Here is a 25,798-nt window from a genome sequence, read left to right as displayed (position 1 = left end):
CCGTCCGCGAGTCCAATGAAAAAGAATTTGATGGAGCGTGCATGGACGAGTTGACACTCGGATTGATCGGCGCGGGCGCCGTCGTGGTGGGCGGCGTCGTGGTCTACAACGCGTGGCAGGGAGCGAAGGTGCGTCGCAGGATGCCGCGCCCGTTGCCGCCCGAGGCGGCCGAAGCCGCCGCGCGGCACGAGCGCGACGACGACGCGCCCTTCATCGAGCCGGTGCGGCAGCCGGCGCGCCGTGAGGCCGCGGCGGGGGCGCAAGGCGACGACGCGGCGCGCGTCGAGCCGACGTTCGGCGGCGCGGCGCCCGCCGACACGCCGGCCGACCTGCAGGCCGAGGCAACGATTGCGAACGGCGCGGTCGAGCCCGCCGTCGAGATGAGCGGCGGCGAAGCGGCCGCTCCCGCCTCCGCGCACGACGAGCCAGTCGAGCCGGTGCTGCCCGCCGCGACGACGATTTCCGCGGCGCCGCCCGCGATCGTCGATCGCCGGATCGACTGCATCGTGCCGATCCGCCTCGGGGGCCTGCTCGCGGGCGACAAGATTCTGCCCGCCGCGCAGCGGTTGCGCCGCGCGGGCAGCAAGCCGGTGCACATCGAAGGCAAGCCGGAGGGCGGCGGCGCGTGGGAGCTGCTGCAGAACGGCGTGCGCTACGAAGAGTTGCGCGCGGCCGCGCAGCTCGCAAACCGCAGCGGCCCGCTCAACGAACTCGAGTTCTCCGAATTCGTGACGGGCGTCCAGCAGTTCGCGGACGCGATCGACGGCGCGCCGGAATTTCCGGACATGATGGAAACGGTGTCGATGGCGCGCGAGCTCGACGGCTTCGCCGCGCAGTGCGACGCGCAGCTGTCGATCAACGTGATGTCGGACGGCGCGCCGTGGTCGGCGAACTACGTGCAGGCGGTCGCGTCGCAGGACGGGCTCCTGCTGTCGCGCGACGGCACGCGCTTCGTGAAGCTCGACGCGAAGCAGAATCCCGTCTTCATGCTGCAGTTCGGCGACACGAACTTCCTGCGCGACGACCTCACGTACAAGGGCGGCAACCTGATCACGCTCGTGCTCGACGTGCCCGTTGCCGACGAGGACATCCTGCCGTTCAGGCTGATGTGCGACTACGCGAAGTCGCTGTCGGAGCGGATCGGCGCGCGCGTCGTCGACGACCAGCGCCGGCCGCTGCCGGAATCGACGCTGCTTGCGATCGAGCAGCAGTTGATGAAGCTGTATGCGCGGCTCGAGGAAGCGGGCATTCCGGCCGGCTCGCCCGTCACTCGGCGGCTGTTCAGCCAGTAAGCGCGGCGTTTTTTTTCGCTGCGTTGCAGCGCGGGGCGGTGCGGCTATGCGGCCCGCGATCGCGTCGCTGCGTTGCGCTGCGTAACCTGAATCGATCGGGCGCAAGGCGGTCGAATTGCGGCGCTTTTGCTTTGCGGCGTGAAGCGCCGTGACGCCCGCCGACCGGATTTCGACTGCCGTTGCGCCATCGCGGCATCGAGCCGTCGTGCTATCGAGCCGTCGCGCCACAGCCGATTCGATCGCGCCGCCGCCCGTCTTCCAACCCGCCTCGCCCGGTCGTCCCGCGAAGCCGCAAAGCAGCCGGCGGAGACAGCGGGACCCGACCTCCCGATCGCCGTTTGTTCACCGCGCTCGACAGGCCATTCAGCCGATGCCGAAAAGGGCTCGAACTGAGATAATCATCGCCTGATTCCCTCACGAGAAAGTGCCGCCAGCATGGCCCGATCCCCAGTTGAACCGCCCGCCAGCCAGCCGGCGAAGCGCGCCGCGTGGCTGCGCGCCGAGCTCGAGCGGGCGAACTACGCCTATTACGTGCTCGACCAGCCGGAGCTGCCCGACGCCGAGTACGATCGCCTCTTCGTCGAGCTGCAGCACATCGAGGCCGAGCACCCCGATCTCGTCACCCCCGAATCGCCGACGCAACGGGTCGGCGGCGAAGTCGCGAGCGGCTTCACGCCCGTCACGCACGACACGCCGATGCTCTCGCTCAACAACGGCTTTGCCGACGAAGACGTCGTCGCGTTCGACAAGCGCGTGGCCGACGGCCTCGACAAGGCGACCGACCTCGCCGGCACCGTGACCGATCCCGTCGAATACGCGTGCGAGTTGAAGTTCGACGGCCTCGCGATCTCGCTGCGCTACGAGGACGGCCGCTTCGTGCAGGCGTCGACGCGCGGCGACGGCACGACGGGCGAGGACGTCACCCGGAACATCCGCACGATCCGCTCGATCCCGCTGAAGCTGAAGGGCAAGCACGTGCCGCGCGTGCTCGACGTGCGCGGCGAAGTGCTGATGTTCAAGCGCGATTTCGCGCGCCTGAACGAACGTCAGCGCGCGGCGGGCCAGCGCGAGTTCGCGAACCCGCGCAACGCGGCGGCGGGGAGCCTCCGGCAGCTCGATTCGAAGATCACCGCGTCGCGGCCGCTGTCGTTCTTCGCTTACGGGATCGGCGTGCTCGACGGCGTCGACATGCCCGACACGCACGGCGGCCTCCTCGACTGGTACGAGACGCTCGGGCTGCCGGTGAACCGCGAGCGCGCGGTCGTGCGCGGCGCGGCGGGCCTCCTCGAGTTCTTCCACGCGGTCGGCGAGCGGCGCGAGTCGCTGCCGTACGACATCGACGGTGTCGTCTACAAGGTGAACCGTCGAGACGAGCAGGAGCGGCTCGGCTTCGTGTCGCGCGCGCCGCGCTTCGCGCTCGCGCACAAGTTCCCCGCGCAGGAGGCGCTGACGAAGCTCGTCGCGATCGACGTGCAGGTCGGCCGCACGGGTGCGATCACGCCGGTCGCGCGCCTCGATCCCGTGTTCGTCGGTGGCGCGACCGTCACGAACGCGACGCTGCACAACGAAGACGAAGTGCGCCGCAAGGACATCCGGATCGGCGACACGGTGATCGTGCGCCGCGCGGGCGACGTGATTCCCGAGGTGGTGTCGGCCGTGCTCGACCGGCGGCCGGCGGATGCGCGCGAATTCGTGATGCCGACGGCGTGTCCCGAATGCGGATCGCGGATCGAGCGGCTGCCGGACGAGGCGATCGCGCGCTGCACGGGCGGGCTCTTCTGTCCCGCGCAGCGCAAGCAGGCGCTGTGGCACTTCGCGCAGCGCCGCGCGCTCGACATCGACGGGCTCGGCGAGAAGATCATCGATCAGCTCGTCGAGCAGAACCTCGTGCGCACGCCGGCGGATCTGTTCAACCTCGGCTTCTCGACGCTCGTCGAGCTCGACCGCTTCGCGGAGAAGTCCGCGCAGAACCTGATCGATTCGCTCGACAAGGCGAAGCACACGACGCTCGCGCGCTTCATCTACGCGCTCGGGATCCGGCACGTCGGCGAATCGACGGCGAAGGATCTCGCGAAGCACTTCGGCTCGCTCGATCCGATCATGGACGCGTCGACCGAAGCGTTGCTCGAGGTCAACGACGTCGGGCCGATCGTCGCCGAATCGATCCATCAGTTCTTCGCCGAGGAGCACAATCGCACGGTGATCGAGCAACTGCGCGCGCCGGGCCGCGTCACGTGGCCCGAAGGGCCGCCCGCGCCGCGCGCGCCGCAAGGCGTGCTCGCGGGCAAGACCGTCGTGCTGACGGGCACGCTGCCGACGCTCACGCGCGAAGCGGCGAAGGAGATGCTCGAGGCGGCGGGCGCGAAGGTTGCGGGCTCGGTATCGAAGAAAACCGATTACGTCGTCGCCGGCGCCGATGCGGGCAGCAAGCTCGCGAAGGCCGAGGAACTCGGCATTCCGGTGCTGGACGAAGAGGGCATGCACAAACTTCTGGAGGGCCACGCGCGATGATTCGCGAGATTCTGAAGATGGGCGATCAGCGTTTGCTGGAAGTCGCCAAGCCGGTCGAAGCACTCAACACGCCCGAACTGCACGCGCTCGTCGCGGACATGTTCGAGACGATGCATCATGCGAACGGCGCGGGGCTCGCCGCGCCGCAGCTCGGTGTCGGGCTGCAGGTGATCATCTTCGGCTTCGGCAGCAGCGAGCGCTATCCGGAGGCGCCGCCCGTGCCGGAGACCGTGCTCGTCAATCCGACGGTCGAATATCTGCCGCCCGACATGGAAGAGGGCTGGGAGGGCTGCCTGTCGGTGCCGGGGCTGCGCGGCGTCGTAAGCCGCCATCGACGCGTGCGTTACAGCGGCTTCGATCAGTTCGGCGCGAAGCTCGAGCGGATCGCGGAGGGCTTTCATGCACGAGTGGTCCAGCACGAGTACGACCACCTGATCGGCAAGCTTTATCCGATGCGGATCACCGATTTCTCGAAATTCGGCTTCACCGACGTGCTGTTTCCGGGGCTCGACGCGCAGTCGGACGATTGACGCTGCAAAGCGGCGCGCGCCGAGGCGTCGCGACGATGGCGGCGGAAAAGGCGGCGGAAACGAAAACGCCCGCGGTTGCGGGCGTTTCCTCGTGGCGCGAGCCGGGCAACAACTGCGCGCCCGCCCGCCGGGCGGCCGCTTCGTTCAGAACGATTCGTCCGGCCCGAGGTAGCGCCACTCGCCCTGCGGCAGCGCCCCCAGCATCACGCGGCCCATCCGCACGCGCTTCAGGCCGATCACTTCGAGGCCGACGAGTTCGCACATCCGGCGAATCTGGCGCTTCTTGCCTTCGCGCAGCACGAAGCGCAACTGCTCGCCGTTCTGCCAGCTGACCATGGCGGGCTTGAGCGGCGCGCCGTCGAGCTCGAGGCCGTGGCGCAGCTTAGCGAGCGACTCGGCGGGGAAGTGCTGGTCGATGTCGGCCATGCGCTCGCCGAAGCGCACGCGTACCAGATATTCCTTGTCGATGTCGGATTGCTCGCCGATCAACTGCTTCGCGACGCGGCCGTTTTGCGTCAGCACGAGGAGGCCTGTCGAATCGATGTCGAGCCGGCCCGCGGGTGCGAGCGCGCGCAGGTGCTGCGGCGAGAAGCGCAGCGGCGAGCGGTCGCCGCTCCAGTGGTTTTCGCGCGAGACGAGCGTCGCGGCGGGCGCGTAGCCGTCTTCCGCCTGGCCTGACACATAGCCGACCGGCTTGTGCAGCAGGATCGTCACTTGCGCCGCCTGCGCGGCGCGCGCGTTCGAGTCGATCTCGATGCGCTGGTCGGCGCGCACTTTCGTGCCGAGCGTGTCGATGCGCTCGCCGTCGACGAGCACCCAGCCTTTCTCGATCCATTCGTCCGCCTCGCGGCGCGAGCAGAGGCCGAGCTCCGACATGCGCTTCGACAGGCGCACGAGGCCCGTTTCGTCGCCTCGGTCGACGTGTGCCGCGGATTCGCCGGAGCTGGTCGCGCGACGCTTGATCGGCTGAGCGACTTTAAGCGCGGGACCCGTCGTTGCCCGGGCGGCGGGGCGGCGATCGTCGGCTGTGCGCTCGCGTGGCGCCTTGCGTTCGTCGGAGTGCGCGGCGCGCGAAGGCGCGCGTTTGGCGGGGGCGCCGTAGCGATCGTCGGCGCGCTGCGGCGCACGCTTGCCGCCTGCCGCGCCTTTGCCCGCGAACGACGAGGGCGCCGCATCGCGCGCGGTGCGGCCGTTTGCGCGTGGCGCGCGGTCGTCGGACTGACGCGATGGGGACCGGGGCGCGCCGCCGAACTTGGCGCCGGCCGCGCCGCGCGTGTCGGCGGGTTTCGCCGTGTCGCGCTCCGCGCGGCCTTTGCCGCGCGCGCCCGGATCGAACGAACGTGCGTCCGTGCTGCGCGACGGTCGTTCGTCGCGTTGCCCGCCGCGCTCGGCGGGGCGGCGCTCGGACTTCGTGTCCGTACGGCGGGCGCGTTCGCCGGCTGCCGCACCGGGAGCGCCGGCGCGCCTCGCTGATGTACGCTCGCCGCTCGGGCGGGCCGCGCCATCCGCAGTGCGCGGTTTTGCAACGCGTTTGCCTTCGGACGCCGCAGCCGGACGCGATGGCGTGCCTGCGCGCTTCGGCGCGGCGGTCGCAGCGCCTCGCGGTGCTGACGGCTTCGCGGCGGGCTTCGCGGCGGATCTGGTCGCGGACTTCGGCGCTATGGGCTTCTCGCCCGCCGCTTTCGCGTCGGGCCGCGCGACCTTGCGCGCGGTGAGGCTGCCGGAGCGGACGGGGGCGCGGCCGGGTGTCGCCGGTCGCGGATTCTTGACGGTCAATTTTGTGCGCATAAACGCTGGAACACACTCACACTGCGATCGCGCGCAGCAACTCGGTTTCGACTTGGATCTGCAGACGGTTGTCGGACAAACCGGTGCCGTCGAGCATGAAGACGTCCTCGACGCGTTCGCCGAGCGTATTGATCCGCGCCGCATGGACGCCGACCCGGTGCTCGGCCAGCACGCGCGCGATCGAATAAAGAAGACCCGGCCGGTCGTTGGCGGACACGGACAGAATGTAGTATTGGCCGCGCTCGTCGGCCCGCAGGTCGACGCGCGGCGTGATCGGGAACGTGCGCGACAGCCGCGACAGCCGGCCCTTCGACGGCTCGGGCAGCGGCGCCGATTCGGCGAGGCGCGCGGCGAGCTGCTGCTCGACGAGGTTCGCGATGTCTCGGTACTGCACGTCGTGCTCGGTCTGCGTGACGATGAAGTTGTCGAGCGCGTAGCCGTGGCGCGTCGTGTTCACGCGCGCGTCGAGCACCGACAGCCCGTTGCGGTCGAAGTACGCGCAGATCCCCGCGAACAGGTCCGAGCGGTCCTTCACGTAGACGAGCACCTGCAGCGCGTCGCCGACGGGCGACGGCCGCGCGCGGACGATCGCCGTGTCGGCTTCGACGTGCCGGTACAGCACGCGGGTCTGCCACGAGATGTCGGCCGCGTCGTGGCGCAGGAAGTAGCCGACGTCGAGTTGATCCCACAGCGCGCGGTGCGCGTCGGGCGCCACGGTTTCGAGGCGCAGCAGCGCGAGCGCCTCTTCCTGCCGCGTCTTCAGCTCGGAATGCGCGTCGGGCTGCGCGCCGCCCAGCACCGCGAGCGTCGAGCGATAGAGATCCTCGAGCAGCTTGCCTTTCCACGTGTTCCACACCTTCGGGCTCGTGCCGCGGATGTCGGCGACGGTCAGCAGGTAGAGCGCGGTCAGGCGCCGCTCGCTGCCGACGAGATCGGCGAAGCGCTTGATCACCTCCGGATCGCTCGTGTCCTGCTTTTGCGCGACCTGGCTCATCGTCAGGTGATGCTGGACGAGCCACACGACGAGCGCCGCGTCGTCGCCGTCGATCCCATGCTCGCGGCAGAAGCGCCGCGCGTCGGCCATCCCGAGCGTCGAGTGGTCGCCGCCGCGGCCTTTCGCGATGTCGTGGAAGAGGGCGGCGACGTACAGTACCCACGGCCGCTCGAAGTTCACGATCAGCTGACTGCAGAACGGATATTCGTGCGCGTGCTCGGCGACCGCGAAGCGACGAATGTTGCGCAGCACCATCAGGATGTGCTGATCGACCGTATACACGTGGTACAGGTCGTGCTGCATCTGGCCGACGATCCGCCGGAAGTTCAGCAGATAGCGGCCGAGCACGCTCGTCTGGTTCATCAGGCGGAACGCGTGCGTGATGCCTTCCGGCTGCTGAAGGATCTGCATGAACGTGCGGCGGTTGCGCGGATCGCGCCGCCACGCGTTGTTCATCACGTCGCGCGAGTTGTAGAGCGCGCGCAGCGTGCGTGCGGACAGGCCCTTCACGCCCCGCGTCGCCTCGTAGAGCAGGAACGCTTCGAGGATCGCGTCCGGGTGGCGCTCGAACACGTCGTCCGCGGCGATCTCGAGCATCCCCTGCTTCTCGACGAAGCGCCCGGGCGACAGCACGCGCGTGACGCCGCTCGTCGCCGGGAAGAGCTGCGCCTCGATGTTCTGGATCAGGATCGTCGCGAGCTGCGTGACCGCCTTCGCGGCCCAGTAGTAGCGCCGCATCAACTGCTCGCTCGCGCGCTTCGCGTGCGTCGGCTGGTAGCCGAAGCTCTCGGCCGCCTGCGTTTGCAGATCGAACACGAGGATGTCCTGCCGGCGTCCGGCGATCACGTGCAGCCGCGCGCGCAGCGTCTTCAGGAAGCCCTCGTTGCGGCGCAGCTCGCGCGCCTCGCGATCGGTGATGAGCCCGCGCGTGTCGAGCTCGCGCCAGCTGCTGCCGAAGCCCGCCGCGCGCGCGATCCAGAGGATCGTCTGCAGATCGCGCAGGCCGCCGGGGCTTTCCTTCACGTTCGGCTCGAGGCTGTACGGCGTGTCCTGGAACTTCGCGTGGCGCTGGCGCATCTCGAGCACCTTCGCCTGGAAGAACGCGCGCGCGTCGAGCGCCTCGCGATAGCGCAGCGTGAAGCGCTCGAAGAGCGCGGTGCTGCCGACGATGCGGCGGGCCTCCAGCAGCGACGTTTGCACGGTGACGTCCTGCGACGCTTCCTCGATGCATTGATCGACCGTGCGCACGCTGCTGCCGATCTCGAGCCCGAGATCCCACGCCATCCCGATGAAGCGCTCGATCCGCTCGTCGAGCTCGCTCGCGTGCGAGTCGGGCAGGAGCACGAGAATGTCGACGTCCGAATGCGGCGACAGCTCGCCGCGCCCGTAGCCGCCGACCGCGACGAGCGCGAGCGTCGCGGGCAGCCCGCACGCTTGCCAGAGGTGGCGCAGCGCGTCGTCGGTCGCGCGCGACAGCGCGTGCATCAGCGGCGTGACGTTGGCCGAGGTCTTGAAGCGCGCGAGCAACTCGGCCTTCGCGGCCTTGAATTCGGCTTTGTGCGACAGCGTGGCAGGCGGCGCGGCGACGGAGACGCTCATGGACGGCGATCGGATTGGGCGGTTGAACGGGGGCGCGCGGCGACGCGAGCGGCTACCTGGCTAAACGGGCAAAGCGGACGGAACGGGGCGCGGCGCGCGGCGGCGCTCAGACCGTGGCGGCCGGCGCAGCGAACGTCGGACGCGCGGGCGTGCCGGCCGACACCGTCAGCACGTCGTAGCCCGTGTCCGTCACGAGGATCGTGTGCTCCCACTGCGCGGACAGGCTGCGGTCGCGGGTCTTGACGGTCCACTGGTCGGGCATCGTGCGGATGTCGCGCTTGCCGGCGTTGATCATCGGCTCGATCGTGAAGATCATGCCGGGCTTCAGTTCGATGCCTGTGCCCGGCCGCCCGTAGTGGACGACCTGCGGATCCTCGTGGAACACCGTGCCGATCCCGTGGCCGCAGTATTCGCGCACGACGCTGTAGCCTTGCGCCTCCGCGTGCTTCTGGATCGCGTGGCCGATGTCGCCGAGATGCGCGCCGGGCTTCACCTGGTCGATGCCGAGCCACATGCATTCGTAGGTGGTCTGCACGAGGCGCTTCGCGAGGATCGAGCCTTCGCCGATGATGAACATCCGGCTCGTGTCGCCGAAATAGCCGTTCTTGATGACGGTGACATCGATGTTGAGCGCGTCGCCGTTCTTGAGCGTCTTGTCGCCCGGGATGCCATGGCAGATCACGTCGTTGACCGACGTGCAGACCGCCTTCGGAAACGGCGGGTAGCCGGGCGGCTGGTAGTTGAGCGGCGCGGGGACCGTGCCCTGCACGTTCACCATGTACTCGTGGCAGAGGCGATCGAGCTCGCCCGTCGTCACGCCCGCGACGACGAACGGCGTGATGTAGTCGAGCACTTCGCTCGCGAGACGGCAGGCGATGCGCATCTGTGCGATGTCGTGTTCGTTTTTGAGCGTAATGGCCATGAGTGGGTGCCTGAAATGCGGTGAATTCAACAATTATCGCACCTTATTCCTGCTGTCGCAGCCTTTCGCGGGCGGGCGCGGCGCGAAATTCGGCGCGGTGGCGCGGGCCGCGCGGAAGTCGTTGCGTGGCGGGCCGCGCGTGCGTCCGCGCGGCGAAAGCGGCGGGCGACTTGAGAGCCGTCATGCCTGCGTGCTATACTTATTGGCTAAGTCGACGCTGGAATCGCTATTTTTGCCTGGCGCGGAAACGTTGGAGTTCGCTGATGTTTTCGTTCGAGGCGCGGCGGTTGTGGCGAAGGCTGGCGGCGCGAAGCTTTCGAGTGGTTTTCGAAGTGCGCGCCGAATTGCGAGCCGGCGCACCCAGGGTGTCGCGGCGCGAACGGGGCGGGGCAATGCCCGCCGTCGCGCCATGATACGGCAGCCGGCTTAAGACCCAAACCCTCGTGGAGAAATATACAAATGGCAACTACGATGCGCCAAATGCTGGAAGCCGGTGTCCACTTCGGTCACCAAACGCGCTTCTGGAACCCGAAGATGGCTCCCTTCATCTTCGGTCACCGCAACAAGATTCACATCATCAACCTCGAAAAGACGCTGCCGATGTACAACGACGCGCTGAAGTACGTGCGTCAGCTTGCAGCGAATCGGGGTACGATCCTCTTCGTCGGCACGAAGCGCCAGTCGCGCGACACGATCGCCCAGGAAGCGCTGCGCGCGGGCATGCCGTACGTGAACGCACGCTGGCTCGGCGGCATGCTGACCAACTTCAAGACGCTGAAGGTATCGATCAAGCGCCTGAAGGACATGGAAGCGTCGGTCGAGGCGGGCGAGCTCGAGAAGATGAGCAAGAAGGAAGCGCTCTTGTTCGAACGCGAAATCGCGAAGCTGCAGAAGTCGATCGGCGGCGTGAAGGACATGGGCGGCATTCCGGATGCGATCTTCGTCGTCGACGTCGGCTACCACAAGATCGCCGTGACCGAAGCGAACAAGCTCGGCGTGCCGGTCATCGCCGTGGTCGATACGAACCACTCGCCGGAAGGCGTGGATTACGTGATCCCGGGTAACGACGACTCGAGCAAGGCTGTCGCGCTGTACGCCGAAGGCGTGGCCGACGCGATCCTCGAAGGCCGTGCGAACGCGGTCAACGAAGTGGTCCAGGCGGCGCGCGGCGACGACGAATACGTCGAGGAAAACGCGTAACCGGCCCCGAGCCGGCGCAAAAAGGGGGCTCTCAACAGGCCCCCTTTTTTTAAGCCGCTTTTTTTCGGGCGGCCGATCCGGGCCGACGCCGAGCGAAAAATGCGCGAATGCCCGGAAACGAATGCCTGCCGCCTGCGTCGAAGTGCGGGCGGCGTTGTGAATACAGACTCAAGGAGCGAATGATGGCGGCAATTACCGCAAGCATGGTGGCAGAACTGCGCGCGAAGACCGACGCACCGATGATGGAATGCAAGAAGGCGCTGACGGAAGCCGACGGCGACATGGGCAAGGCTGAAGAGCTGCTGCGCGTGAAGCTCGGCAACAAGGCCAGCAAGGCCGCGTCGCGCGTGACGGCGGAAGGCATCGTCGCATCGTTCGTCGGCGCCAATGCGGGCGCGCTCGTCGAACTGAACTGCGAAACCGACTTCGTCGCGAAGAACGACGACTTCAACGCGTTCGCGAAGACCATCGCGGAACTCGTCGCGACGCAGAACCCGGCCGACGTCGCCGCGCTGTCGGCGCTGCCGCTCGACGGCAAGACGGTCGACGAAGTGCGCCTCGCCCTCGTCGGCAAGATCGGCGAGAACATCTCGATCCGCCGCTTCGTGCGCGTCGAGACGTCGAACAAGCTCGCGACGTACCTGCACGGCAGCCGCATCGGCGTGATCGTCGAGTACACGGGCGCAGAAGAGCAGGTCGGCAAGGACGTCGCGATGCACGTCGCGGCAATGAAGCCGGTCTCGCTGTCGGCTGACGAAGTTCCCGCCGAGCTGATCGAGAAGGAGCGCCGCGTCGCCGAGCAGAAGGCCGCGGAATCGGGCAAGCCGGCCGAGATCGTCGCGAAGATGGTCGACGGCAGCGTCCAGAAGTTCCTGAAGGAAGTGTCGCTGCTGAACCAGCCGTTCGTGAAGAACGACAAGCAGACGATCGAGCAGATGCTGAAGGCCGCGAATGCGGCGGTGCAAAAGTTCGCGCTCTTCGTCGTCGGCGAAGGCATCGAGAAGCGCCAGGACGACTTCGCGGCGGAAGTGGCCGCGCAGGTCGCCGCAGCCAAGCAGCAGTAACCAGTCGTAAAAGCGGTAACCAGCAGTACGCTTGACCCGCGGCGGACGACCGTTCCGTCGCGGCCGGCAGCGCCGCCGGACGGGGCTTTCAGCCAGCCCGGCCCGGCGGCGCTTGCTCGAATCAGCATTTCGCCCCTACAGTTCGTGCTTGTCATCCTCTCGTCGCTCGGAAGTCCCTATGCCCAATGCCTATAAACGCGTCCTCCTCAAACTTTCCGGCGAAGCGCTGATGGGCGACGATGCCTTCGGCATCAATCGCGCGACGATCGAGCGGATGGTTGCCGACATCGCGGAAGTCGTGCGTCTCGGCACGCAGCTCGCGGTCGTGATCGGCGGCGGCAACATCTTCCGCGGCGTCGCGGGCGGTGCGGCCGGCATGGATCGCGCGACCGCGGACTATATGGGGATGCTCGCGACGATGATGAACGCGCTCGCGCTGCAGGACGCGATGCGCCACGCGGGCATCGAGGCGCGCGTGCAGTCGGCGCTGCGGATGGACCAGGTGGTTGAGCCGTACATCCGCCCGCGCGCGATCCGCCAGCTCGAGGAGGGCAAGGTGGTGATCTTCGCGGCGGGCACGGGCAACCCGTTCTTCACGACGGACACGGCGGCCGCGCTGCGCGGCTCGGAAGTCGGCGCCGAAGTGGTGCTGAAGGCGACGAAGGTCGACGGCGTCTATTCGGCCGATCCGAAGAAGGATTCGTCCGCGACGCGCTACTCGTCGATCAGCTTCGACGAAGCGATCGGCCGCAACCTGCAGGTGATGGACGCGACGGCGTTCGCGCTCTGCCGCGACCAGAAGCTGCCGATTCGCGTGTTTTCGATCAACAAGCCGGGTGCGCTCAAACGTATCGTGCAAGGTGAGGACGAGGGCACGCTCGTCCACGTGTAAACTCTCGCCGATGCGGGCAGCCGGCGGCGCCGTGCGCCGCCCGTTGGGCATTGCCCGCATCGTTTTGAAGTTCGGAAGGTTCGGAGGTTGAAATGAGTGTCGCTGATATCAAGAAGGGCGTCGAGCAGAAGATGCAGCGCTCGATCGAAGCGTTCAAGAACGATCTGGCGAAGATCCGCACGGGCCGTGCGCATGCCGGTCTGCTCGATCACGTGCAGGTCGACTACTACGGTTCGATGGTGCCGATCTCGCAGGTCGCGAACCTGACGCTCGTCGACGCGCGCACGATCGGCGTGCAGCCGTGGGAAAAGAACATGGTCGCGAAGGTCGAGAAGGCGATCCGCGAAGCCGATCTGGGCCTGAACCCGGCGACGGCGGGCGACCTGATCCGCGTGCCGATGCCGGCGCTGACGGAAGAGCGCCGCCGCGAGCTGACGAAGGTCGTCAAGAGCGAAGGCGAGACCGCGAAGGTCGCGATCCGCAATCTGCGCCGCGACGCGAACGAAGCGCTCAAGAAGCTCGTGAAGGACAAGGAAATCTCCGAAGACGACGAGCGCCGTGCGGGCGACGACGTGCAGAAGCTGACCGACAAGCACGTCGCGGAGATCGACAAGCTCGTCCAGAGCAAGGAAGCGGAGATCATGACGGTCTGACGCCGCCTTGTCGCACTTTTTCCTGCAGCTACAGTCTCAGCGGCCATGACTTATACCAGCTCTACCGTTCGCGTGCCTGACGCCGCCGCCGTGCCGCGTCACATCGCGATCATCATGGACGGCAACGGCCGTTGGGCGACCGAGCGCCGCCTGCCGCGCGTCGCAGGACACTCGCGCGGCGTCGACGCCGTGCGCTCGGTCGTCGAAGGATGCGCGCGGGCGGGCGTCGAATACCTGACGCTCTTCGCGTTCAGCTCCGAGAACTGGCGCCGGCCGAACGACGAGGTGTCGTTCCTGATGCGCCTGTTCATCACGGCGCTCGAGCGCGAGGTCGGCAAGCTGCACGCGAACGGCATCCGGCTGTGCGTCGTCGGCGATCTGTCGAAGTTCGAACCGCGCATCCAGGCGCTGATCCGGCGCGCGGAAACGAAGACCGCGCGCAACACGCGCCTCACGCTGACGATCGCCGCGAACTACGGCGGTCGTTGGGACATCCTGCAGGCGACGCAGAAGCTCGTCGACGAGGCGGCGCGCGAAGGGCGCGCGGCCGAAGTCGACGAGGACGCGTTCGCCCGCCATCTGGCGATGGCCTATGCGCCGGAGCCGGATCTCTTCATCCGCACGGGCGGCGAGCAGCGGATCAGCAATTTCCTGCTCTGGCAGCTCGCGTACACCGAGTTCTACTTCACCGACAAATTCTGGCCGGACTTCGACGCAAACGCGCTCGCCGAGGCGCTCGCGTCGTACACGCACCGCGAACGCCGCTTCGGCCGCACGAGCGCGCAGCTCGAACCCCAGGCTCAGGACGCCGACTCCCTTTCATGCTGAAGACCCGTGTCATCACGGCGCTCGTGCTGCTGGCAGTGCTGCTGCCCGTGACGCTGTACGCGCCGCTTTCCGCGTTCGGCGCGCTGATCGCACTCGTGCTCGTGTTCGCCGCGTGGGAATGGGGGCGATTGCTGAAGCTGGGCGGGGGCGGCTCGGTCGTCTACGCGGTCGTCGCGGCGCTCGCGCTCGCGGCGAGCACGCGGCTCGGCATCGGCGCGCAGGCCGCGCGGCCGCTCTTCGAGGCGGCGGGCGTGTTCTGGCTGCTGGCCGGCCCATATGCGCTCTGGCGCAAGCCGGCGCTCGCCGGGCGCGCGTGGAAGCCGTTCCTGCTCGCGGCCGGCCTCGTCGTCTTTGCCGCATGCTGGCATGCGCTCGTCGCGGCGCGCGCGGAAGGCGTACCCTTCGTATTGTCGCTGCTGCTGGTGGTGTGGCTCGCCGATATCGGCGCATACTTCGCCGGCAAGGGGTTCGGCAAGCACAAGCTCGCGCCGTCCGTCAGCCCCGGCAAGACCTGGGAAGGCGCGGCGGGCGGCTGGCTCGCGGTGATGATCGTCGCCGGCGCGGCCGTCGCGGCGCACGTCTTCGAACCGACCCTTTATTCGGCGTTCGTCGCGCACTACGGCGCGGCGGGCGCATTTGTGGCGCTGACGCTCCTTGTCGCGTTCAGCGTGGTCGGCGACTTGTTCGAGTCGCTGCTGAAGCGCCAGGCGGGCGTGAAGGACTCGAGCGGCCTGCTGCCGGGCCACGGCGGCGTGCTCGACCGCGTCGACGCGCTGCTGCCCGTGCTGCCGCTCGCACTGCTGCTGCTCGGTTAAAACTAGACACCATTATGCAAAAACGTCTGACATTGCTCGGTTCGACGGGCTCGATCGGAGACAGCACGCTCGACGTCGTCGCGCGTCATCCGGAGCGCTTCACGGTTCACGCGCTCACGGCTCACCGCAACGGCGACAAGCTCGTCGCCCAGTGCCTGCGCTTTGCGCCCGACGTCGCGGTGGTCGGCGACGCCGAAACCGCCGCGCGGGTCGAAGCGCAATTGCGCGCCGCGGGCAGCAAGACGCAGGTCGCGCACGGCCCGCAGGCGCTCGTCGACGTGTCGAAGAGCGACGGCTGCGACACGGTCGTCGCGGCGATCGTCGGCGCGGCGGGGCTCGCGCCGAGCCTCGCCGCCGCGCGCGCGGGCAAGCGCGTGCTGCTCGCGAACAAGGAATCGCTCGTGATGTCGGGCGCGATCTTCATGGACGCGGTGCGCGACCATGGCGCGATCCTCTTGCCCGTCGACAGCGAGCACAACGCGATCTTCCAGTGCATGCCGCGCGACGCGGCCGAGCACGGCGGGATCGCGAAGATCATCGTGACCGCGTCGGGCGGCCCGTTCCGCACGCGCGAGCCCGCGACGCTCGCCGACGTGACGCCCGACGAGGCATGCAAGCATCCGAACTGGGTAATGGGCCGGAAGATTTCGGTCGACTCGGCGACGATGATGAACAAGGGCCTCGAGGTGATCGAGGCGCATTGGCTGTTCGGCCTGCCGGGCGAGCGCATCGACGTGCTGATCCATCCGCAGAGCGTGATCCACTCGCTCGTGTCGTATCGCGACGGCTCGGTGCTCGCGCAGCTCGGCAATCCCGACATGCGCACGCCGATCGCGCACGCGCTCGCGTTTCCCGAGCGCGTCGACGCGGGCGTCGCGCAGCTCGATCTCGCGCAGATCGCGGCGCTCACGTTCGAGAAACCCGACTACGCGCGCTTCCCGTGCCTCGCGCTCGCGATCGAGGCGCTCGAGGCAGGCGGCGTCGCGAGCGCGGCGCTCAATGCGGCGAACGAGATCGCGGTCGACGCATTCCTGTCGCGCCGCATCCGCTTCACGGCGATCGCGCAGACGGTCGAGGCCGTGCTGAACGGGCTCTCCAACCGCACGCCGAGCGGCCTCGACGACGTCGTCGAGGCCGACGCCGACGCACGCCGCGCGGCGATGGCGTTCATCGAAAAGCTGAGCGCGCCCGGCGTGGAGCGCGCTGTCTGAATGGGGCTGTCATGAACGTGCTGGTCGAACTGATCGCATTCGCAGTGGCGATCGGCGTGCTGGTCGTCGTGCATGAGTACGGGCATTACCGCGTCGCACGCTGGTGCGGCGTCAAGGTGCTGCGCTTCTCGATCGGCTTCGGCGCGCCCGTCGCGCGCTGGGTCAGCAAGAAGACGGGCACCGAGTGGACGCTGTCCGCGCTGCCCTTGGGCGGCTACGTGAAGATGCTCGACGAGCGCGATCCCGGCGACGGCATTCGCGCGGACGAACTGCCGCGCGCGTTCAACCGGCAATCGGTCGGCAAGCGCATCGCGATCGTCGCGGCGGGGCCGATCGCGAATTTCCTGCTCGCGATCGCGCTCTTTTCGCTCGTGTTCGCGACCGGCGTGACGGAGCCCGCGGCGATCGTCGCGCCGCCCGCGGCCGGTACGCCCGCGGCGGTCGCGGGCCTCGACGGCGGCGAGACGATCGTGTCGATCCGCGACGCGCGCGGCGGCGAGGCGGAGCCGGTGCGCTCGTGGTCCGAGCTGCGCTGGAAGCTGCTCGGCGCCGCATTCGATCGCAAGGACATCGTGCTCGGCGCGCGCAATCGCGCCGACGGCGCGACGTACGATTTCCGCGTCGACCTGCACGGCATCGCCGATCGCGAGGTCGACGACGATTTCATGACGCGTCTCGGCTTCGAGCCGGGCGGCGGTTCGCTGACGGTGACGTCGGTGCTGCCGGGCGGTGCCGCGCAGCAAGCGGGGCTGCAGCCGGGCGACAAGCTCGTCGCGCTGGACGGCGCGCGCATCGGCGGCTCGACGCGCTTCATCGACGACGTGAAGGCGCACGCGGGCCGCACGCTGTCGCTGCGGATCGGGCGCGCGGGCGTCGAGCGCACGGTGTCGATCGTTCCGCAAGCGAAGCGCGACGACGAAACGGGCAAGGAAGTGGGGCGCATCGGCGCGGCGCTCGCATTGCGGACGCCGTCCGTCGACGTGCGCTACGGCGCGCTCGAGAGCGTCGAGCTCGGCGCGCGGCGCACGTGGGACATCGCGGTGTACTCGCTGAAGATGTTCGGCAGGATGGTGACGGGCGAAGCGTCGCTGAAGAATCTGTCCGGGCCGGTGACGATCGCGGACTATGCGGGCAAGAGCGCGCGGCTCGGATTGTCGGCGTTCCTATCGTTTCTCGCCCTTGTCAGCATTAGCCTCGGCGTGCTGAACTTGCTGCCGATTCCCGTTTTGGACGGGGGGCATCTGTTATATTATCTGGTTGAAGCCGCGACCGGCAAGGCTGTATCGGAGCGCTGGCAACTGATTCTGCAAAGAGCGGGATTGATCTGCATCGTCGCATTGTCGGCGATTGCGCTGTTCAACGATCTGGCTCGGTTGATCCATTTTTGACGCGTCGGGCGGCAGCCGCAAGGGCGGCCGCCTGATCTGATGCAAGCTTAAACACTGGGGATGCATGTTGTTCAAACCTCATCGCTTCGTACCTAAGACGGTTGCTGCCGCGGTGCTCGCCGCGCATGGTCTCGCGGCACACGCAACGGCGCCCTTCGTGGTGCAGGACATCAAGATCGAAGGCTTGCAGCGTGTCGAAGCGGGTTCCGTGTTCGCGTACCTGCCGATCAAGCAGGGCGACACGTTTACCGACGACAAGGCATCCGAAGCGATTCGCGCGCTGTACGCGACGGGCTTCTTCAACGACGTGCGGATCGCGACGCAGGGCAGCGTCGTGATCGTCCAGGTGCAGGAGCGTCCGGCGATCGCCTCGATCGATTTCACCGGCATCAAGGAATTCGACAAGGACAACCTGAACAAGGCGCTGAAGGCCGTGGGCCTGTCGCAGGGCCGCTACTACGACAAGGCGCTCGTCGACAAGGCGGAGCAGGAGCTGAAGCGCCAGTACCTGACGCGCGGCTTCTACGCGGCGGAAGTGTCGACGACGGTCACGCCGGTCGACGCGAACCGCGTGTCGATCCTGTTCGCGGTCGCCGAAGGCCCGAGCGCGAAGATCCGCCAGATCAACTTCATCGGCAACAAGACGTTCAGCACGGGCACGCTGCGCGACGAGATGCAGTTGTCGACCCCGAACTGGTTCTCGTGGTACACGAAGAACGACCTGTACTCGAAGGAAAAGCTGACGGGCGACCTCGAGAACGTGCGCTCGTACTACCTGAATCGCGGGTATCTGGAGTTCAATATCGAGTCGACCCAGGTGTCGATCTCGCCGGACAAGAAGGACATGTACCTGACGGTGACGCTGCACGAAGGCGAACCGTACACGGTATCGAGCGTGAAGCTCGCGGGCAATCTGCTGGATCGCCAGGCGGAGCTCGAAAAGCTCGTCAAGATCAAGCCGGGCGACCGCTTCTCGGCGGAGAAGCTGCAGCAGACGACGAAGGCGATCGTCGACAAGCTCGGTCAGTACGGCTACGCGTTCGCGACGGTGAACGCCCAGCCGGAAATCGACCAGGCGACGCACAAGGTGGGCCTCACGCTCGTCGTCGATCCGAGCCGGCGCGTGTACGTGCGCCGGATCAACATCGTCGGCAACACGCGCACGCGCGACGAAGTGGTGCGCCGCGAAATGCGCCAGCTCGAAAGTTCGTGGTTCGATTCGGGCCGCCTTGCGCTGTCGAAGGACCGGATCAATCGCCTTGGCTACTTCACCGACGTCGACGTGACGACGGTGCCCGTCGAAAGCACGAACGACCAGGTCGACGTGAACGTGAAGGTCGCCGAAAAGCCGACGGGCGCAATCACGCTCGGCGCGGGCTTCTCGTCGACGGACAAGGTCGTGCTGTCGGCCGGCATCTCGCAGGACAACGTGTTCGGCTCGGGTACGAGCCTCTCGGTGAACGTGAACACCGCGAAGAGCTACCGCACGCTGACCGTCACGCAGGTCGACCCGTACTTCACGGTCGACGGCATCAAGCGGATCACCGACGTGTTCTACCGCACGTACCAGCCGCTCTATTACTCGACGAATTCGAGCTTCCGGATCATCACGGCGGGCGGCAACCTGAAGTTCGGCATCCCGTTCTCGGAAACCGACACCGTGTACTTCGGCGCGGGCTTCGAGCAGAACCGTCTCGATGTCGATTCGAACACGCCGCAGTCGTATCAGGACTACGTGCAGCAGTTCGGCCGCGTGTCGAACACGGTGCCGCTGACCGTCGCGTGGTCGCGCGACGCGCGCGACAGCGCGCTGATCCCGAGCCGCGGCTACTTCACGCAGGCGAACATCGAATATGGCGTGCCGGTCGGCAAGATCCAGTACTACAAAGCGGACGTGCAGGCGCAGTACTACTATTCGTTCGCGCGCGGCTTCATCCTGGGCCTGAACCTGCAAGGCGGCTACGGCAACGGCATCGGCAATCCGTACCCGATCTTCAAGAACTACTACGCGGGCGGTATCGGCTCCGTGCGCGGCTACGAGCCGAGCTCGCTCGGCCCGCGCGACACCAAGACGAACGATCCGATCGGCGGCTCGAAGATGATCGTCGGCAACATCGAGCTGACGTTCCCGCTGCCGGGCACGGGCTACGACCGTACGCTGCGCGTGTTCACGTTCCTCGACGGCGGCAACGTCTGGGGCAATGCGCCGGGCGGCACGAGCACGGGCGCGAACGGCCTGCGCTACGGCTACGGTATCGGTCTCGCGTGGATCTCGCCGATCGGGCCGCTCAAGCTGAGCTTGGGTTTCCCGCTGCAGAAGCACGAAGGCGATCAATATCAGAAATTCCAATTCCAGATCGGGACGGCGTTCTGATCGATCAGGCACTGACTACAGCATCGAGAGGGTAATCTTGCTAACCGGTAAGTTTTCGAAACGAGTGATGTGCGCGCTGGCGCTTGCCGCCGCACTCGGCGCGACGGTCGCGCATGCGCAGGACGTCGCGCGCATCGCGGCCGTCAATTCGGACCGGATCCTGCGCGAGTCGACGCCCGCGAAGGCCGCGCAAACGAAACTCGAGGCCGAGTTCGCGAAGCGCGACAAGGATCTGCAGGACATGGCCGCGCGCCTGAAGTCGTTGTCCGATTCGCTCGACAAGAACGGTCAGACGATGTCGGCCGCCGACCGCGCGCAGAAGCAGCGCGATCTCTCGCAGCTCGACACCGATTTCCAGCGCAAGCAGCGCGAGTTTCGCGAGGATCTGAACCAGCGCCGCAACGAAGAGCTCGCGGCGGTGCTCGACAAGGCGAACAAGGTGATCAAGCAGATCGCCGAGCAGCAGAACTACGATCTGATCGTGCAGGAAGCGGTGTACGTGAGTCCGCGCATCGACATCACCGACAAGGTGCTGAAGGCGCTCGCATCGCCTTCCAGCCTGTCGAACTGAACGGAGCGAACGTCGAATGGCATTGACGCTTGAGGCGCTCGTCGCGCGGTTCGGCGGCGAGATCGTCGGCGACGGCCGGCGCGAGGTCGGCGGTCTCGCGCCGCTCGATCAGGCGGGCCCGCAGCAGCTCGCGTTCCTCGCGAATCCGAAGTATCTGGCGCAGGTCGAGACGACGCGCGCCGCCGCGGTGCTGATCGCGCCGCGCGATCTCGAGAAGCTCGGCGCGGCCGCGAACGGCCGCCATTTCATCGTCACGCCGAATCCCTACGCTTATTTCGCGCGCGTCGCGCAGATGTTCATCGATCTCGCCGCGCCGCAGCGCGCCGCGGGCGTGCATCCGAGCGCGACGATCGATCCCGCCGCGCAGGTCGCGGCGAGCGCCGTGATCGGCCCGCACGTGACCGTCGAGGCGGGCGCCGTGATCGGCGAGCGCGTGCAGCTCGACGCGAACGCGTTCGTCGGCCGCGGCACGCGGATCGGCGATGACTCGCACCTGTATCCGAACGTCACGATCTATCACGGCTGCACGCTCGGGCCGCGCGTGATCGTCCATTCGGGCGCCGTGATCGGCTCCGACGGCTTCGGCTTCGCGCCGGATTTCGTCGGCGAAGGCGACGCGCGCACGGGCGCCTGGGTCAAGATTCCGCAGGTCGGCGGCGTGAAGGTCGGTCCCGACGTCGAGATCGGCGCGAACACGACGATCGACCGCGGCGCGATGGCGGACACCGTCATCGAGGAATGCGTGAAGATCGACAACCTCGTGCAGATCGGCCACAACTGCCGGATCGGCGCGTACACCGTGATCGCCGGCTGCGCGGGCATCGCGGGCAGCACGACGATCGGCAGGCATTGCATGATCGGCGGCGCGGTCGGCATCGCCGGGCACGTGACGCTCGGCGATGACGTGATCGTCACCGCGAAGTCGGGCGTTTCGAAATCGCTGCCGAAGGCGGGCATCTATACGAGCGCGTTTCCGGCCGTCGAGCACGGCGACTGGAACAGGAGCGCGGCGCTCGTGCGCAACCTGGACAAGTTGCGCGATCGGATCAAGGCGCTCGAGACCGCGCTGGCCGCGCGGGAAGGCGACGCCGACGGCGCATGATTTCACGTCGACCGGGCAGCGCCGGGCAGCGCTCGCAGGCTGCCCGCCGCGCCGATCGACCGAACCGCGCGCCGCTTTCCCCGACGCGGCCCGCATCAGCATTTGCAGTCATCACCGCGCAGCCATTGCGTGAGACGAACCATCATGAGCACTGAAAAAATCAACTTCGAAATCCACAAGATCCTCACGCTGCTGCCGCATCGCTACCCGATTCTGCTTGTCGATCGCGTGCTCGAACTCGAACCGCACAAGTCCATCAAAGCGTTGAAGAACGTGACGGTCAACGAGCCGTTCTTCACGGGCCACTTTCCGAAGCGGCCGGTGATGCCGGGCGTGCTGATCATCGAGGCGCTCGCGCAGGCGGCCGCGCTCCTCACGTTCGCCGAGGCGGAACCGAAGGATCCGGAGAACACGCTGTATTACTTCGTCGGCATCGACAACGCGCGCTTCAAGCGCGTCGTCGAGCCGGGCGACCAGTTGATCCTGAACGTGACGTTCGAGCGTTACATTCGCGGCATCTGGAAGTTCAAGGCCGTCGCGGAAGTGGACGGCAAGGTCGCGGCGGAAGCCGAGCTGATGTGCACGGTCAAGACGGCCGACGCGGCGCCCTGAGCGCGCGCGGCACGCAAAGGCTACGCAACGCGACACACACATTGAGAGGCAACGGCGCATGAGCAGGATTCACCCCACGGCGGTCATCGAGCCGGGCGCGCAGATCCACGAGACGGCCGAGATCGGTCCGTATGCGGTCGTCGGTCCGAACGTGACGATCGGCGCGCGGACCACGGTCGGTTCGCACAGCGTGATCGAAGGCCATACGACGATCGGCGAAGACAATCGCATCGGCCATTACGCGTCGGTGGGCGGCCGCCCGCAGGACATGAAGTACCAGGGCGAGCCGACGAAGCTCGTGATCGGCGATCGCAACACGATTCGCGAATTCACGACGATTCACACGGGCACCGTGCAGGACGCGGGCGTCACGACGCTCGGCGACGACAACTGGATCATGGCGTACGTCCATATCGGCCATGACTGCCGCGTGGGCAGCCACGTGATCCTGTCGAGCAACGCGCAGATGGCGGGCCACGTCGAGATCGGCGACTGGGCGATCGTCGGCGGGATGTCGGGTGTCCATCAGTTCGTGCGGATCGGCGCGCATTCGATGCTGGGCGGCGCGTCGGCGCTCGTGCAGGACATTCCGCCGTTCGTGATCGCGGCGGGCAACAAGGCCGAGCCGCATGGGGTCAACGTTGAAGGGCTGCGCCGCCGCGGTTTCTCGCCGGATGCGATTTCCGCGCTGCGCAGCGCGTATCGGATCCTGTACAAGAACAGCCTGTCGCTCGAAGAGGCGAAGGTCCAGTTGCGCGAGCTCGCACAAGCGGGCGGCGACGGTGATGCGGCCGTCAAGGCGCTCGCCGACTTCGTCGAGACGTCGCAGCGCGGCATCATTCGCTGACGCGATGGTGTTCCAACCCACACCGCTGCGCGTCGCGCTCGTCGCGGGCGAGCCGTCGGGCGATCTGCTCGGCGCGTCGCTCCTCGGTGGGCTGCACGCGCAGCTGCCCGCATCGTCCCGCTATTACGGGATCGGCGGGCCGCGCATGACCGCCGTCGAGTTCGACGCGCACTGGCCGATGGAAAAGCTGGCGGTGCGCGGCTACGTCGAGGCGCTCAAGCACATCCCCGAGATCCTGCGCATTCGCGGCGAGCTGAAGCGCCAACTGCTCGCGGAGCCGCCCGACGCGTTCATCGGCATCGACGCGCCTGACTTCAACTTCGGTCTCGAACAGGCACTGCGCGGCGCCGGCATTCCGACGATCCACTTCGTGTGCCCGTCGATCTGGGCGTGGCGCGGCGGACGCATCAAGAAGATCGTCAAGGCCGTCGACCACATGCTGTGCCTGTTCCCGTTCGAGCCCGAGTTGCTCGAGAAGGCCGGCGTCGCGGCGACGTTCGTCGGCCATCCGCTCGCCGACGAGATTCCGCTCGAACCCGACATGCACGGCGCGCGGATCGCGCTCGGCCTGCCGGAAAGCGGCTCCGTGATCGCGGTGCTGCCGGGCAGCCGCCGCTCGGAGATCGAGCTGATCGGCCCGACATTCTTCTCGGCGATGGAACTGATGCAGCAGCGCGAGCCCGGCGTGCGCTTCATCGTGCCGGCGGCGACGCCCGCGCTGCGCGAGCTGCTGCAGCCGCTCGTCGACGCGCATCCGAAACTGTCGGTCACGCTGACCGAGGGCCGTGCGCAAGTCGCGATGACGGCGGCCGACGCGATCCTCGTGAAGAGCGGCACCGTGACGCTCGAGGCGGCGCTCCTCAAGAAGCCGATGGTGATCTCGTACAAGGTGCCCTGGCTGACGGGGCAGATCATGCGCCGCCAGGGCTATCTGCCGTACGTCGGACTGCCGAACATTCTCGCGGGCCGCTTCGTCGTGCCCGAGTTGCTGCAGCATTTCGCGACGCCCGACGCGCTCGCCGACGCGACGCTCACGCAACTGCGCGACGACGCGAACCGCCGCACGCTCACCGAAATCTTCACCGACATGCATCTCGCGTTGCGCCAGAACACCGCGCAGCGCGCGGCCGAGGCCGTCGCGCGCGTGATCGAAACCAGGAAGCCGCGCTGATGGCCACGACTCGCAAGCCACGTGAGGCCGCGGCCGGTGCAGCCCAGCCGGCGCTCGATTTCGACGCGCCGGGCGAGATCGTTTGCGGCGTCGACGAAGCCGGGCGCGGCCCGCTTGCCGGGCCGGTCGTCGCGGCGGCGGTCGTGCTCGATCCGGCGCGGCCGATCGAAGGGCTCGACGATTCGAAGGCGCTGTCAGCGAAGAAGCGCGAGCGGCTCTTCGACGAGATCGTCGCGCATTCGCTCGCGTACTGCGTCGCATCGGCGAGCGTCGACGAGATCGATACGCTCAACATCCTGCACGCGACGATGCTCGCGATGAAGCGCGCGGTCGAAGGGCTCGCGATGCGGCCGACGCTCGCGAAGATCGACGGCAACCGCTGCCCGACGCTGTCGGTCCGCAGCGAGGCGATCGTCGGCGGCGACGCGCTCGTGCCGAGCATCTCGGCCGCGTCGATTCTCGCGAAGGTCACGCGCGACCGGATGCTCGTCGACCTGCATGAACTGTTCCCGATGTATGGGTTCAACGTGCACGCCGGCTACGGCACGCCGCGACATCTCGCGGCGCTGCGCGAGCACGGTCCGTGCGCGCATCACCGCCGTTCGTTCGCGCCCGTGCGCGCGGCGCTCGATCTGATTCGATGAAAGCGATCACTTCCCGCGACAATCCGCTGTACAAGCGTCTGAAGGTGCTCGCGGGCTCGACCCACCAGCAGCGCCGCGGCGGCCAGGCGCTCCTCGAGGGGCTCCATCTCGCGAGCGCGTACCTCGATGCGGCCGGGCCGCCGGAGCTGTGCGTCGTTACCGACGGCGCGCTCGCGCACGCGGAGGCGCGTGAGATCGTCGGGCGCGTCGAGCCGGCGCGGCTCGTCACGCTGCCCGACGCGTTGTTCGGACAACTGTCGAACGTCGTCAACGGCGTCGGCCTGCTGCTGCTCGTCGAGCGGCCGGCGCCCGCGCTGCCCGAGCGCGTCGTGGGCACGTCGGTCGTGCTCGACGGCGTGCAGGATGCGGGCAACGTCGGTTCGATCCTTCGCAGCGCGGCCGCGGCGGGCGTGCAGCAGGTGTTCTGCGCGCCGGGCACCGCGTACGCGTGGTCGTCGAAGGTGCTGCGCTCGGCGATGGGCGCGCATTTCCTGCTCGACATCCACGAGGACGTCGACGCCGGTAAGCTGATCGAACGGCTCGCGGTTCCGGTCGCGCTGACCGATTCGCATGGCGCGCGCGCAATCTACGACTGCGACCTTTCCGGGCCGGTCGTGTGGGTGTTCGGCAACGAAGGGGCGGGCGTGTCCGCGCGCTGGCGCGATGCGGCGACGCATCGCGTGACGATTCCGCAGCCGGGCGGGATGGAATCGTTGAACGTGGCTGCTGCGGCGGCAATTTGTCTATTCGAGCAGTGCCGGCAGCAACGCGTGCACGGCACGTGACGCTT

Annotated in this window: 23 protein-coding genes; 20 read left to right on the top strand and 3 right to left on the bottom strand. The window is 67.6% G+C overall.

The genetic code is table 11. The features are described 5' to 3' along the window. Positions 1-41 precede the first annotated feature (41 nt). From WS62_RS22045 to def, 3 genes are all read left to right on the top strand, one after another. Positions 42-1,292 (top strand): cell division protein ZipA C-terminal FtsZ-binding domain-containing protein, encoded by a 1,251-nt coding sequence (locus WS62_RS22045; RefSeq protein ID WP_066575255.1) that lies wholly within the window; start codon positions 42-44, stop codon positions 1,290-1,292. 435 nt (positions 1,293-1,727) lie between these two features. After that, the gene (gene ligA / locus WS62_RS22040; protein ID WP_066575253.1) at positions 1,728-3,803 is read left to right on the top strand and encodes an NAD-dependent DNA ligase LigA; all 2,076 of its coding nucleotides are present in this window, start codon (positions 1,728-1,730) and stop codon (positions 3,801-3,803) included. After that, positions 3,800-4,333: a peptide deformylase gene (gene def, locus WS62_RS22035; protein ID WP_066491479.1), complete on the top strand. Its 534-nt coding sequence runs from the start codon at positions 3,800-3,802 to the stop codon at positions 4,331-4,333. Before ligA ends, def begins: the two co-directional genes overlap by 4 nt. Before the next feature lie 144 nt (positions 4,334-4,477). Here def and WS62_RS36780 read toward each other — a convergent pair whose 3' ends face one another. The 3 genes from WS62_RS36780 to map form a co-directional block, all read right to left on the bottom strand. Next, positions 4,478-6,121 carry a pseudouridine synthase gene (locus WS62_RS36780; protein ID WP_156441078.1) on the bottom strand — a complete coding sequence of 548 codons (1,644 nt, stop codon included), beginning with the start codon at positions 6,119-6,121 and terminating at the stop codon, positions 4,478-4,480. 16 nt (positions 6,122-6,137) lie between these two features. Next, entirely contained in the window at positions 6,138-8,714 is a 2,577-nt protein-coding gene (locus WS62_RS22025; RefSeq protein WP_066575247.1) for a [protein-PII] uridylyltransferase, read from the bottom strand. A gap of 106 nt (positions 8,715-8,820) precedes the next feature. Continuing rightward, positions 8,821-9,636 carry a type I methionyl aminopeptidase gene (gene map, locus WS62_RS22020; protein WP_066575245.1) on the bottom strand — a complete coding sequence of 272 codons (816 nt, stop codon included), beginning with the start codon at positions 9,634-9,636 and terminating at the stop codon, positions 8,821-8,823. Between map and WS62_RS36775 the strand changes: the two genes are divergently transcribed. The 17 genes from WS62_RS36775 (at position 9,590) to WS62_RS21940 (ending at position 25,793) form a co-directional block, all read left to right on the top strand. Then, positions 9,590-10,066, top strand: a complete 477-nt coding sequence (locus WS62_RS36775; RefSeq protein WP_197422898.1) for a hypothetical protein — start codon at positions 9,590-9,592, stop codon at positions 10,064-10,066. The two genes, map and WS62_RS36775, sit on opposite strands and share 47 nt — an antisense overlap. A gap of 29 nt (positions 10,067-10,095) precedes the next feature. Further along, on the top strand, positions 10,096-10,836 hold the full coding sequence (gene rpsB, locus WS62_RS22015; RefSeq protein ID WP_066491488.1) for a 30S ribosomal protein S2: 741 nt from the start codon (positions 10,096-10,098) through the stop codon (positions 10,834-10,836). A gap of 182 nt (positions 10,837-11,018) precedes the next feature. Continuing rightward, positions 11,019-11,900, top strand: a complete 882-nt coding sequence (gene tsf, locus WS62_RS22010; RefSeq protein ID WP_066575242.1) for a translation elongation factor Ts — start codon at positions 11,019-11,021, stop codon at positions 11,898-11,900. Between the two features lie 178 nt (positions 11,901-12,078). Further along, complete coding sequence (gene pyrH / locus WS62_RS22005) at positions 12,079-12,792, top strand: UMP kinase (protein WP_010104618.1); 714 nt, start codon at positions 12,079-12,081, stop codon at positions 12,790-12,792. Positions 12,793-12,884: 92 nt separating this feature from the next. Then, positions 12,885-13,445, top strand: a complete 561-nt coding sequence (gene frr / locus WS62_RS22000) for a ribosome recycling factor (RefSeq protein WP_010104616.1) — start codon at positions 12,885-12,887, stop codon at positions 13,443-13,445. Between the two features lie 45 nt (positions 13,446-13,490). After that, a complete protein-coding gene (gene uppS / locus WS62_RS21995; protein WP_066575236.1) occupies positions 13,491-14,273 on the top strand; it encodes a polyprenyl diphosphate synthase in 783 nt (260 codons plus the stop codon). Further along, a complete protein-coding gene (locus WS62_RS21990) occupies positions 14,267-15,088 on the top strand; it encodes a phosphatidate cytidylyltransferase (RefSeq protein ID WP_066575234.1) in 822 nt (273 codons plus the stop codon). Before uppS ends, WS62_RS21990 begins: the two co-directional genes overlap by 7 nt. 14 nt (positions 15,089-15,102) lie before the next feature. Beyond that, positions 15,103-16,299, top strand: coding sequence for a 1-deoxy-D-xylulose-5-phosphate reductoisomerase (locus WS62_RS21985; protein WP_066575233.1), 1,197 nt, complete (start codon positions 15,103-15,105; stop codon positions 16,297-16,299). Positions 16,300-16,310: 11 nt separating this feature from the next. Then, positions 16,311-17,687, top strand: coding sequence for an RIP metalloprotease RseP (gene rseP, locus WS62_RS21980; RefSeq protein ID WP_066575231.1), 1,377 nt, complete (start codon positions 16,311-16,313; stop codon positions 17,685-17,687). A gap of 64 nt (positions 17,688-17,751) precedes the next feature. After that, the gene (gene bamA / locus WS62_RS21975; protein ID WP_066575229.1) at positions 17,752-20,061 is read left to right on the top strand and encodes an outer membrane protein assembly factor BamA; all 2,310 of its coding nucleotides are present in this window, start codon (positions 17,752-17,754) and stop codon (positions 20,059-20,061) included. A gap of 67 nt (positions 20,062-20,128) precedes the next feature. Then, the gene (locus WS62_RS21970) at positions 20,129-20,632 is read left to right on the top strand and encodes an OmpH family outer membrane protein (RefSeq protein ID WP_066491511.1); all 504 of its coding nucleotides are present in this window, start codon (positions 20,129-20,131) and stop codon (positions 20,630-20,632) included. A 16-nt stretch (positions 20,633-20,648) separates the two neighbouring features. After that, entirely contained in the window at positions 20,649-21,734 is a 1,086-nt protein-coding gene (gene lpxD, locus WS62_RS21965) for a UDP-3-O-(3-hydroxymyristoyl)glucosamine N-acyltransferase (RefSeq protein WP_066575227.1), read from the top strand. A 144-nt stretch (positions 21,735-21,878) separates the two neighbouring features. Beyond that, positions 21,879-22,346 (top strand): 3-hydroxyacyl-ACP dehydratase FabZ, encoded by a 468-nt coding sequence (gene fabZ, locus WS62_RS21960; protein ID WP_066575224.1) that lies wholly within the window; start codon positions 21,879-21,881, stop codon positions 22,344-22,346. Between the two features lie 58 nt (positions 22,347-22,404). Next, on the top strand, positions 22,405-23,193 hold the full coding sequence (gene lpxA, locus WS62_RS21955) for an acyl-ACP--UDP-N-acetylglucosamine O-acyltransferase (RefSeq protein ID WP_066575223.1): 789 nt from the start codon (positions 22,405-22,407) through the stop codon (positions 23,191-23,193). 4 nt (positions 23,194-23,197) lie between these two features. Next, positions 23,198-24,364: a lipid-A-disaccharide synthase gene (lpxB, locus tag WS62_RS21950; protein WP_066575221.1), complete on the top strand. Its 1,167-nt coding sequence runs from the start codon at positions 23,198-23,200 to the stop codon at positions 24,362-24,364. Beyond that, positions 24,364-25,008: a ribonuclease HII gene (gene rnhB, locus WS62_RS21945; protein WP_066575220.1), complete on the top strand. Its 645-nt coding sequence runs from the start codon at positions 24,364-24,366 to the stop codon at positions 25,006-25,008. The genes lpxB and rnhB overlap by 1 nt, the downstream gene beginning before the upstream one ends. After that, entirely contained in the window at positions 25,005-25,793 is a 789-nt protein-coding gene (locus tag WS62_RS21940) for a TrmH family RNA methyltransferase (RefSeq protein ID WP_066575215.1), read from the top strand. Before rnhB ends, WS62_RS21940 begins: the two co-directional genes overlap by 4 nt. Positions 25,794-25,798 lie beyond the last annotated feature (5 nt).

It is taken from the genome of Burkholderia sp. ABCPW 14, assembly GCF_001523835.1.
GTDB lineage: Bacteria > Pseudomonadota > Gammaproteobacteria > Burkholderiales > Burkholderiaceae > Burkholderia > Burkholderia mayonis.
Note: the sequence above shows the minus strand (reverse complement) of the source record. Positions and strands in the feature narration are given on the sequence as shown.

Excerpts from the sequence above, each read along its gene's own strand:
- WS62_RS21985 (WP_066575233.1), top strand. The coding sequence starts at position 15,103 with ATGCAAAAACGTCTGACATTGCTCGGTTCGACGGGCTCGATCGGAGAC.
- frr (WP_010104616.1), top strand. The coding sequence starts at position 12,885 with ATGAGTGTCGCTGATATCAAGAAGGGCGTCGAGCAGAAGATGCAGCGC.
- def (WP_066491479.1), top strand. The coding sequence starts at position 3,800 with ATGATTCGCGAGATTCTGAAGATGGGCGATCAGCGTTTGCTGGAAGTC.
- bamA (WP_066575229.1), top strand. The coding sequence starts at position 17,752 with ATGTTGTTCAAACCTCATCGCTTCGTACCTAAGACGGTTGCTGCCGCG.
- fabZ (WP_066575224.1), top strand. The coding sequence starts at position 21,879 with ATGAGCACTGAAAAAATCAACTTCGAAATCCACAAGATCCTCACGCTG.
- map (WP_066575245.1), bottom strand. The coding sequence starts at position 9,636 with ATGGCCATTACGCTCAAAAACGAACACGACATCGCACAGATGCGCATC.
- tsf (WP_066575242.1), top strand. The coding sequence starts at position 11,019 with ATGGCGGCAATTACCGCAAGCATGGTGGCAGAACTGCGCGCGAAGACC.
- uppS (WP_066575236.1), top strand. The coding sequence starts at position 13,491 with ATGACTTATACCAGCTCTACCGTTCGCGTGCCTGACGCCGCCGCCGTG.
- WS62_RS36780 (WP_156441078.1), bottom strand. The coding sequence starts at position 6,121 with ATGCGCACAAAATTGACCGTCAAGAATCCGCGACCGGCGACACCCGGC.
- lpxA (WP_066575223.1), top strand. The coding sequence starts at position 22,405 with ATGAGCAGGATTCACCCCACGGCGGTCATCGAGCCGGGCGCGCAGATC.
- lpxB (WP_066575221.1), top strand. The coding sequence starts at position 23,198 with ATGGTGTTCCAACCCACACCGCTGCGCGTCGCGCTCGTCGCGGGCGAG.
- WS62_RS21970 (WP_066491511.1), top strand. The coding sequence starts at position 20,129 with ATGTGCGCGCTGGCGCTTGCCGCCGCACTCGGCGCGACGGTCGCGCAT.
- WS62_RS21940 (WP_066575215.1), top strand. The coding sequence starts at position 25,005 with ATGAAAGCGATCACTTCCCGCGACAATCCGCTGTACAAGCGTCTGAAG.
- rpsB (WP_066491488.1), top strand. The coding sequence starts at position 10,096 with ATGGCAACTACGATGCGCCAAATGCTGGAAGCCGGTGTCCACTTCGGT.
- WS62_RS36775 (WP_197422898.1), top strand. The coding sequence starts at position 9,590 with ATGCGCATCTGTGCGATGTCGTGTTCGTTTTTGAGCGTAATGGCCATG.
- ligA (WP_066575253.1), top strand. The coding sequence starts at position 1,728 with ATGGCCCGATCCCCAGTTGAACCGCCCGCCAGCCAGCCGGCGAAGCGC.
- rnhB (WP_066575220.1), top strand. The coding sequence starts at position 24,364 with ATGGCCACGACTCGCAAGCCACGTGAGGCCGCGGCCGGTGCAGCCCAG.
- rseP (WP_066575231.1), top strand. The coding sequence starts at position 16,311 with ATGAACGTGCTGGTCGAACTGATCGCATTCGCAGTGGCGATCGGCGTG.
- lpxD (WP_066575227.1), top strand. The coding sequence starts at position 20,649 with ATGGCATTGACGCTTGAGGCGCTCGTCGCGCGGTTCGGCGGCGAGATC.
- pyrH (WP_010104618.1), top strand. The coding sequence starts at position 12,079 with ATGCCCAATGCCTATAAACGCGTCCTCCTCAAACTTTCCGGCGAAGCG.
- WS62_RS22045 (WP_066575255.1), top strand. The coding sequence starts at position 42 with ATGGACGAGTTGACACTCGGATTGATCGGCGCGGGCGCCGTCGTGGTG.
- WS62_RS22025 (WP_066575247.1), bottom strand. The coding sequence starts at position 8,714 with ATGAGCGTCTCCGTCGCCGCGCCGCCTGCCACGCTGTCGCACAAAGCC.
- WS62_RS21990 (WP_066575234.1), top strand. The coding sequence starts at position 14,267 with ATGCTGAAGACCCGTGTCATCACGGCGCTCGTGCTGCTGGCAGTGCTG.